Source organism: Pseudoalteromonas sp. 2CM41L (assembly GCF_023161905.1).
Lineage (GTDB): Bacteria > Pseudomonadota > Gammaproteobacteria > Enterobacterales > Alteromonadaceae > Pseudoalteromonas > Pseudoalteromonas atlantica.
This window is the reverse complement of record NZ_JALNTN010000017.1, coordinates 94,655-103,455: the sequence shown is the minus strand read 5'-3', so window position 1 is coordinate 103,455 and position 8,801 is coordinate 94,655. Positions and strand designations below refer to the sequence as shown.

Annotated in this window: 5 protein-coding genes; 4 read left to right on the top strand and 1 reads right to left on the bottom strand. The window is 42.9% G+C overall.

Annotation, left to right across the window (positions count from 1 at the left end):
- The first annotated feature begins 1,370 nt into the window (after positions 1–1,370).
- Complete coding sequence (locus MTF64_RS16915; RefSeq protein WP_248452075.1) at positions 1,371–1,910, top strand: hypothetical protein; 540 nt, start codon at positions 1,371–1,373, stop codon at positions 1,908–1,910.
- Between the two features lie 531 nt (positions 1,911–2,441).
- Here the strand turns inward: MTF64_RS16915 and MTF64_RS16910 are convergent.
- Positions 2,442–3,191, bottom strand: coding sequence for a hypothetical protein (locus tag MTF64_RS16910; RefSeq protein ID WP_248452074.1), 750 nt, complete (start codon positions 3,189–3,191; stop codon positions 2,442–2,444).
- Positions 3,192–3,639: 448 nt separating this feature from the next.
- Here MTF64_RS16910 and MTF64_RS16905 point away from each other — a divergent pair, with 448 nt between their 5' ends.
- From MTF64_RS16905 to mobF, 3 genes are read left to right on the top strand one after another with little or no spacing between them, the layout of a single operon-like run.
- A complete protein-coding gene (locus tag MTF64_RS16905; RefSeq protein WP_248452073.1) occupies positions 3,640–3,921 on the top strand; it encodes a hypothetical protein in 282 nt (93 codons plus the stop codon).
- Entirely contained in the window at positions 3,921–5,681 is a 1,761-nt protein-coding gene (locus MTF64_RS16900; protein WP_248452072.1) for a type IV secretion system DNA-binding domain-containing protein, read from the top strand. The genes MTF64_RS16905 and MTF64_RS16900 overlap by 1 nt, the downstream gene beginning before the upstream one ends.
- On the top strand, positions 5,678–8,230 hold the full coding sequence (gene mobF / locus MTF64_RS16895; protein WP_248452071.1) for a MobF family relaxase: 2,553 nt from the start codon (positions 5,678–5,680) through the stop codon (positions 8,228–8,230). Before MTF64_RS16900 ends, mobF begins: the two co-directional genes overlap by 4 nt.
- Positions 8,231–8,801: the final 571 nt, after the last annotated feature.

Here is an 8,801-nt window from a genome sequence, read left to right as displayed (position 1 = left end):
AAGCTGTAAGCTGTAAGCTGTAAGCTGTAAGCTGTAAGCTGTAAGCTGTAAGCTGTAAGCTGTAAGCTGTAAGCTGTCAAAATTTTAAAGCGAGTAGATTTATATTTACTCGCTTTTTTATGTGTAGTTATTAAAATTACTGTTTTACTAACACTTCAACTCAGTAGTTATTGGTATCTTAGATTTTTTAAGGGCGGCTTTGAGCGATAACCAGTCATTGAGATTGATAAATATAATAGTTAATTGATTGGTTAAGCTACTCTTGTTTATATATTCAACAAAATAATCTGAGCGAACATTTAACTTCACTCATAATTTTCATAAAACTTATTTATATTAATGCTTTAGGTTAGTTTTTAAAACTATATAAAGTAGGTAAATGAGCGTTAAGCTTGCAGAAATATGCGGTGCGCTATTAAATTATTGAGCTAAGCCGCAACATGAAGACCCTATTCTGACTATTTGAACCATACTCACCTCGGGGTTATTCCATAACTTTGAAGTAAGTTATAAATACACTCATTGTACAAGTCAAAACAGAAATAACCTACCGTGGTTATTCACAAAGCACCTGTAAAAATAAGCTCGCTAAAATCGAACATTCTTTTCGTGATGAAGTAACCGCCCGCTGGCTATAACTTACCAAAAATCATGTTTTACTTTCTTGTGCTGAACGCTTGACCATACCCGAACTGGTTAAAGACACCTTTAAAAGTATTACCTTACAAATAGATGTTACTCAAATTATGGAACAGGGTGGTTTGTTAGCTGTGTTTAATCAATTATTAGGTGATGCAAAAACTGACTACTTTGATCTAATGCTTAGGATTCATAACAATAAAAAGCGGTTGTCGAGAGTTTATAAGATAAATGGGGAAGTAATGACGGGGGTTAGATGTAAAGAATATAAACCTTTATGCTTATAACATATCGGCATATGCAAAATGTAGACAAACGTCCACACTAACACATATACTACAGAGGAATCATTTAAAGGAGGTAAGAGTATAGCTAAACACAAAGACAAACACATTCAAGCCGCAATAGATTATGCAATCAGCCAAGGTTGGACATTCATTAAAGGCGGTAAATCAGCGCATTGTTACGCACAGATTAGATGTGGTAATTCAGAACATGGCACTCATACGATGAGTATATGGTCAACACCTAAAAGTTGCGAAAACCACGCAAAACAAATTAGGAGAAAGGTTAACCAGTGTAAAAAATAGGTGGCGAAAGCCACCTTTATTGAGCCAGTTAATTATAGTTTTTTGTGAACAGCTTTTGGTAAATAGCTACAAGTTTTTTAAGCAACATTTAGAAGTACAAACATATTTATTTATATTTATATTCAAATAAGGTCTTGATTTATGAACACATATGAGTTTTCACTGGTGCTAAGTGGGGTAGATAAAAATACGCCAAACTTAGAAGATACACTGTTTGAAGCTGGTTGTGATGACGGCTTGATCTGCACCTATAACGACACTGTCTATATTGATTTTATGCGCGAAGCAAATAGCTATAAGGAAGCTGTTTTATCTGCAATAAAAAATATAGAGTCATCACCACTTAACGCAAAAGTTGTTTCAGTAGATGCAGGTGATTTAGTTGGTGTTAGCGACATAGCTCAATTATCTGATATTTCAAAGAAGACAATTAGTGCATACAAAGACGGAAAAAGAGGCCCAGGCGAATTTCCTAACCCAATATATCGCCTTAAAAACACAAACCCATTATGGCGCTGGAGCGATGTAGCGACTTGGCTTGCTGATAATGGAAAAATTGATATTGAACTAGCGCAACATGCGTTAGTTACTGATGCTTTTAATAAGGCATTAATGCAACGAAATTCTAACACCGTTGTAAAAGAATTAGCTAGTGAGCTCACTGAAGCTTGCGCTATGTAAATCTACCCCTTTAAATGATTCAAACAAAAGCACCCGATAGGGTGCTTTTTTATTTTAATTAGTTAACTTTATACTTTATTAGTTTTTAATTTGTTGCATAGTCAATACTGGAAGTTTTATTACAACAAAGAAAACAAAGGGATCAAATCTTGACTTCATTCATCAAGGATACCACTATCTGAAATTGGGACTCTCCAGCCACTCGGCAACATAAAATATTGATAATAATTGGTAAGGTATTTTACTGTGTCGGATGGCGCTTCGCTTATCCGACCTACGCAGCACAAAAGAGCTACTAATATTGCATTAGGTTTCTGATTTAATTGGTAGCCCCTGCAGGAATCGAACCTGCAACTGCCCCTTAGGAGAGGGAATTTGAGCTATTGAAAAATAAGTAAAAACTAACCTAGAGCCTTTATATAGTGGAATTAAGGGACACCAACTATAACCGTGAATAACTACACGTAACTCTAATACTGTCTCAAATTTGTCTCATATTCAATATATAAAACAAATTTAAATACATAAAAATTACTCTTTTGTAACGAGGAACTGTTCTTGAAAGTCTTCTACTGATTTAAGGTTTTTAGGTAACTTATTTAGTTCGTTCAAAGGAGTTTTTAAACTAAGAACTGTATCTAGTCTTGCGGTTTTTACAGCAACTTCTATCGATTCGCAAATATCAATATCAAAATTCCATGAGTGTGCTGGAATCTCATATTTTCTCTCAAAATAAGAAAGACAATCTATCACGTAGTCTTTCATAGCATCTTCAATACCCAACATTCTCGATTCAATATGGCCAAATGCAAAAGCAATAGGAATAATATCCTCACCTATCTGTGGCAGTAAACGAGAATCAAATAGCTTTTTCCCTCTACCAAGTACCCAAGCAATACTATCTTTACAAGTCTCGAACACGTCATCGGTTTCAGTTATAAGTGGTAAGTCTCTTTCTGCATGAAAAGCATCTAGCTCTGTTGTTAAAATATTAAGGGCATCATTTAGCCTAAGTTCTTCCATGACAGAAAAAATTTTCATTGGGCCGTCTACAAACTCTTGCTCTGTCACACCTAGTTTTGACTCTACAATGCTTAAATATGTATCCGGAACGGTAACTCCATTCTTATATCGACTCCATTGTGTTGAAGTGTTGGAGTCTGTTCCTGAAAAGTACTCTGCTAGCTGCTTATTGTTATCTTTACCTGAAATAAAAAACACGCGGTGAAACCAATAACGTGTCCTCAATAAATTAAGTCCAGTTTTTTTGTATTTTGGCATTGTTGAACTGTTTCCTATCAATTTAGTTCATTTATTTTTCTGCACATCAATCTGAAAATGCACATATCGAAATTTAACATAAACAGATTATTAAAATGAAAATTAAATTACTCAAAACTACTGAGCTTGCTCAAATCTTAAGGACTAGCCCCGGATACATTCGTAATCAAATTCACTTAGGAAAAGAAGGAAAAACAATCCCACCCAGTATACAGCTTGGTCGAAGAAGAATGTGGCTTGAATCTGATCTTTTAATTTGGCTTAAATCAAAAAATTCAAATGTATGAGCACAAACCCCACTCACCTTTGGTGGTCGCGCTGGCGCGACGTCATCACTCGCAAACTTCCGTTTCTAGTATTGCCGGGATGATTTCGCTCTGTGCACCGCTGCCACATTACGCAAAGCCTGAACCCATTAACTTTATTCACGCAATCGGAGATTTCCCCTATGAATAAAATTTTAAATAAGGCCGTCACGGCCCGATTCTCAGGTGAAGATTACCTTCGCCTTCAAACCGAAGCGGAGCGCCGTGGTTGCACGGTGGCCGACGTCATTCGAAGCTCATGGTCACATTATCAGGAGCAACAACAATTGCAACAGCTTTTACTCAAACTCGAGCAGCGTCAGCGCAAAGTTCAGTTTGAAATGCTGTGCACGACCTTGGACTTGGCCGATAAGGATCGCAAACAAGCCCTAAGCCAATTACACGAGAAGGGAGTGAAATTCTAATGAACAATCATCCCACCTCGTATCTTCGTCAGAATTGGGCAAGCATCCTGTCCGTTGGCATCACTATCTGGCTCATCACATTTGTTGGTCTGCTGATCTGGTCGTGGTCATGGCTCACGCCATGGTCAGCGTTAAACGTGCATCTGGGCTATTGGCTGGATAGCGTATCAGGATTGGTCTTTGATTACTCTTTACGCCCTTGGCTTGGCTACTGGAGCGCGTTAGCCCAAAAGAGCTGGCAGTTGGCATTTGTCCTGCACCTTGTCGTGCCAGCACTGATTGCAAGCATACTCGCGTTTTTCAGTGCACGGTACTTTTATGTGACAGGCGGACAAGACGGTTACCGTCATATCTCTGGTGCGCGTTTGCACCAAGGCCGAACGGCGCTAAATCATGCTAAGCACATGGCCAAACATGAAGCCAAGCAAGGTAATGAGGCCAAGGGCTTAAAGCTGCATCCACAAGTGCAAATCAGCAAAGCCCGTGAGCCGGGCAATATACTCGTAGTAGGTAATCAAGGTACAGGTAAGACAGTGTTCATTGCGCCATTGATTGACCAAGTTATCGACCGGGGAGAACGCGCCTTTATTTATGACGAGAAGCGCGAGTTCACCGCCTTGTTTTATAAGCAAGAGTCCACTGTGCTGCTGGCTCCGTGGGATGCTCGCGGCACCGCATGGGATATTCAATCGGATGTTCACAATGCGACACAGGCGCATCTCATTGCCGAGCGGCTAATTCCTGAATCCCATGAGCCACTGTGGTCAAACGGGGCACGGATGCTGTTTACCGGCATGATTGAGATACTGAACCACACCCAAAGGCGCTGGGGCTGGTCAGAACTTGCCGACATACTGAGCTGCGACGAACCAACACTTCAAAGCCAGTTAAGCCAATACTACCCGCGAGCCGCTCGTTTTATCGTCGAAGGCAGCAAGACGACCCAATCATTCTTTGCGCAGCTGGTTGGCTCTCTGGGCTGGATTTATACCCTCGCTGACGCATGGCCAAAAGCGTATGAAGATGGCTTTTGTGTGCGTGATTGGGTGAATGACCCAGAGACGAAAAAGCCCGTCATTATCGTACAAGCTGACAAAAGATATAAAGATATCGGTGCACCGCTGGCCAATACGGTCATTGCTTTGATGACCAGTCATATACTGGCGCAGACTAATAGCGCTGACAGGGAGTTATGGTTATTCATTGATGAGTTGGGCAACCTGCCCAAGAACCCGGCACTAGCTGAGTGGATGAGCCTTGGCCGCTCAAAAGGCTGTCGTATTTGCGGTGGCACACAGTCGATATCCCAGCTCAAGCACATCTACGGTGAGCAGGAAGCCGACACGCTTTTGAACATGTTTACCCTGTTTGCCTCCATGCGGGTCGGAGCGGCTGGTGAAACTGCAAGCTATACCGCCAAAGTGTTTGGGGAGCGTGTGGTGGAGCGTCCCACCTCAAGCGCCAGTCAAAGCGATGGCATCACACAAAACTGGCACAGAGAAACTCTGCCGCTAGTCAGTGCATCGAATCTTGTGCAGCTTCCGCAACCGAATAAAAACGGCGTGGTCGGTTACCTCTTGATACCGGGCTACATGGCCGTGTACCGCCTTCGCTGGCCTTTTAGCAAGCTAAGCCCTGTCAGTGATGAACATTGCCCGGCACAGTGGCTGACGGCAAAGCCTGCTCCCGTTAACTCTAACGAGCAAACAGACAAACCCAGCCGCCGTGAGCAGCTAAAAAAACGGAGGCAAGCTGAATGAATTCGTTAAACGCCATTAACAGCATTGCGTATTATGAGGAACTGGCCAAGGAAGATTATTACCAAGGTGGCGGTGAGCCACCGGGTAAGTGGATAGGTTTAGGCGCACGAACAATGGGCCTGACCAACCAGTTAAACACCACCTCTTACCGGCGAGTTTTTAACGGTTTCAGCCCGGAAGGTGAACCACTTTGTGAAAATGCCGGGGACAATCACCGGGCTGGCTGGGACTTAACCTTCTCTGCACCCAAGAGCGTATCCATGCTGTGGGCACGCGCCGATGAAGTAACCCGAAAAGCTATCCAACAGGCCCAGCAAAAAGCAGTGGAAGAAGCGTTTACTTTTATTGAGCAGCACGCCAGTTTTACCCGCAGAGGTAAAGGCGGGCATATTCAGGAGCGCGTGATAGGATTGATTGGGGCAACCTTTGAGCACTCAACATCAAGAGCACAAGATCCCCAACTCCATACCCACTGTCTCATTGCCAATCTTGCGCCACGCGCAGATGGCAAATGGGGCACACTGGAATCAAAACACTTTTTCTTTTGGCAAATGGCCTCAGGGGCAATTTATCGCAGTGCCTTGGCTAACGGCTTGCGTGAACTGAGCTTTGAAGTCGAAGCCGTGGACGATCACAAACACTTTGAGGTCAAAGGCGTTGACCAAGGTATCTGCCAGTTTTTCTCAAAGCGAGCCGAAGCCATTCGCGCACAGATGGAGGCCATGGGCATTCACAAAGCAGCATCCAAAGTTGGCGATACCATCACCCTTAACTCCCGCGATTATAAGAAAGCGGTGGACAGACCAAAGCTGTTCGCGGCATGGCAAGCGGACATGGACAGACTCGGCTTTATGCAAACCGATATAGATAAGATACGTAAGCCAAATCTCACACATTTCCCAGAGCCATTACCACTGCAACATATCTTGGATAAATTGATTGAATCCCAAGCGGTGTTCCGCTTACAGGACATCTATGCGGCGGTGGGCGTCGAAGCTCAGTTTAATCATGTAAGCCGTTTGGAAATTGAAGATACCGTTCGGGAGTTGCTCGCTGATAATAGTATGGTGAACATCGGTAAAGATCTCAGCAACAATCAGATTTACACCACCAAGGGCATGCTCGCCATTGAGCAGGACTTGCTTAACCATGCCGATAGTATGCACGCAAGCAAGCATTACCAGTTGGATGACAGCATCATCCAACAAGCAATTGACCAACAAGGACAGCAGCAAGGCTTTGCACTATCTGATGAGCAAATCGAAGCCGTGTTTTCGGTCTGTCAGTCGAGTCTTGATATCATCCAAGGTCGTGCCGGGGCCGGTAAATCTACCTCGATGCAGGCCATGCGTTTGGCGTATGAGTCACAAGGCTTTACCGTCAGAGGCGCTACCGTGGCACGACAAGCCGCCCAGCAGCTTGAGAAAGATACGGGGATTAAAAGCACGACGTTAGCGAGTTTGCTCAATGAATTAGGTAAAGACAACAGTCAAGCCAAATTTAAAAATACGGTGATTTTGCAGGACGAAGCCGGACAGCTTACCACGCCTGACTTACTGAAATTGATGCGCGCCGCACACACAGCCAAAGCTAAGCTGGTATTGGTAGGCGATCAGCAGCAAATGGATGCGATAACCCATGGCGGCTGCTTACGCTATTTAAGTCAGCGCCAAGGCTGTGCGCGAATTAATACCATTCGTAGACAGCGCGAAGCTTGGGCACGAAAGGCCGTCAATGACCTGCGCGGTGGTAATGCCAAAGCCGTATTGGACAGCTTTCAGAGTAAAGGTTTGCTGCATATCGAGGATGACAGCCAAACGGCCCGTGAGCAGCTGGTGAAACAATGGCAAGCTTACACCGAGGCCTATCCCGACAAGTCAACCATGATAATGGCGCAGCGCTGGAAAGAAGTAAAACCGCTTAATGACTTGGTACGCAAAGTCTATCAGGGGCGAGGAAAACTCGGCATAGAAAACTTCCAAACCGAGTGTGTGGTTTCCAATCAAAGCCTGTATTTTGCGTTTTCAAAAGGTGAGCGGGTTCGATTTACCAAAAACGATTACCAAAGGGATTTTACCAATGGCGAACAAGGTACGATTACCCAAATACTGCAACAAGGGGAGGATATCCGTTTTACTGTTAAACTCGACTCGGGCCGTACAGTCAGCTTTTATAGGTCGGAATATTCAGATGAACAAGGCAGACTGCAATTGGCGCAAGCCTATGCATGTACGGTTTACAGCAGCCAAGGCGCGACCATCGACGGCGATACCTTTGTGTTGTACACAACGGCAATGGACAGAGCCGCATCCTATGTGGCCGGAAGCCGCCACAAGGATAAGTGCCACTGGTTCGTCAATGGCCAAGAGCTGGATGCGCGAAGTGGACAAGCCGATATCGGCAAGACTCCTGACATAGGCACCCGAATTAAAACCTTAGTAGATTGTATGAAGACCAATAAACACAAGTATATGGCTTCTGAATATATACTAGAAAAAGAAATTGACCTACAGCTAGAAAGTCTAAATGAGAACGAATTGATAGTATAAAATGTAGTAATTCATATCTTATCTTACGGCTCCGATAAATAAGACTTAACTTCATCTTACAGACGACTATATGTGATAACTAGTCATTCAGGGATAATTGGCATTAGATAAGCGATACTGAGAGTAAACTTGCCACTTTTTTACTTAGTAAAACAATCTTTCCTAAACATAATGTTTATAATTGGCAATAACTTACACTATTTGCTATTAATAGAAACTCATAAAACAAGGAAGTTTTCGTGCTAAAATAGAGAAAGTATCCTCTGATAAAGCTGTTGGATTTCTTAAAGTATTAGCGACGCCGGTTCATGGCACTTTGCCGAAATTATGGTCTTTAGCGATAACCAGTCATTTAGATAATTGTCATTAGCTTAGTAAGAGGAAATTTTCCACTTTTTCATATATTCAAATAACTTACGATAAGTATAATATTTATGGATCGCAATAAGTTACACTATTTGCTATTAATAGGAGCTCATAAAATAAGGACGTTTCCCTGCTATAATAGGGAAAATTTCCTCTGATAAAGCTGTGATGGCTCTAGGCTAACTTCTCGCATTAAATTGTAATT

Coding starts and splice junctions, on each gene's coding strand:
- mobF (WP_248452071.1), top strand. CDS start 5,678: ATGAATTCGTTAAACGCCATTAACAGCATTGCGTATTATGAGGAACTG.
- MTF64_RS16905 (WP_248452073.1), top strand. CDS start 3,640: ATGAATAAAATTTTAAATAAGGCCGTCACGGCCCGATTCTCAGGTGAA.
- MTF64_RS16900 (WP_248452072.1), top strand. CDS start 3,921: ATGAACAATCATCCCACCTCGTATCTTCGTCAGAATTGGGCAAGCATC.
- MTF64_RS16915 (WP_248452075.1), top strand. CDS start 1,371: ATGAACACATATGAGTTTTCACTGGTGCTAAGTGGGGTAGATAAAAAT.
- MTF64_RS16910 (WP_248452074.1), bottom strand. CDS start 3,191: ATGCCAAAATACAAAAAAACTGGACTTAATTTATTGAGGACACGTTAT.